Here is a 230-nt window from a genome sequence, read left to right on the forward strand (position 1 = left end):
GACACGGCCGCCGGGCTTGCAGATGCGATAAAGCTCCCGCAGGAGCATCTCGGGGCGGTCGAAAATCTGTAGCGAATGCCGGCAGGTTACAAAATCGAATTGATTGTCTCGAAGCAGCATCTGTGATGCATCGCCATAGGTGTACTCGATGCCGTCCATGCCGAACTCGGCGGCGACCTTGCGGGCATAGTCGAGACTGCGCACGGAGTGGTCGAGTGCGACAAGGCGCG

The 230-nt window shown here is 59.6% G+C and carries 1 protein-coding gene; it reads right to left on the reverse strand.

The window, feature by feature from the left end:
* Positions 1 to 230: methyltransferase domain-containing protein (locus EOD29_RS35530; RefSeq protein ID WP_127248945.1), on the reverse strand; the 230-nt coding region annotated here is incomplete at both ends.

The sequence above is a fragment of the Mesorhizobium sp. M1A.T.Ca.IN.004.03.1.1 genome, from assembly GCF_003997555.1.
Taxonomy (GTDB): domain Bacteria; phylum Pseudomonadota; class Alphaproteobacteria; order Rhizobiales; family Rhizobiaceae; genus Mesorhizobium.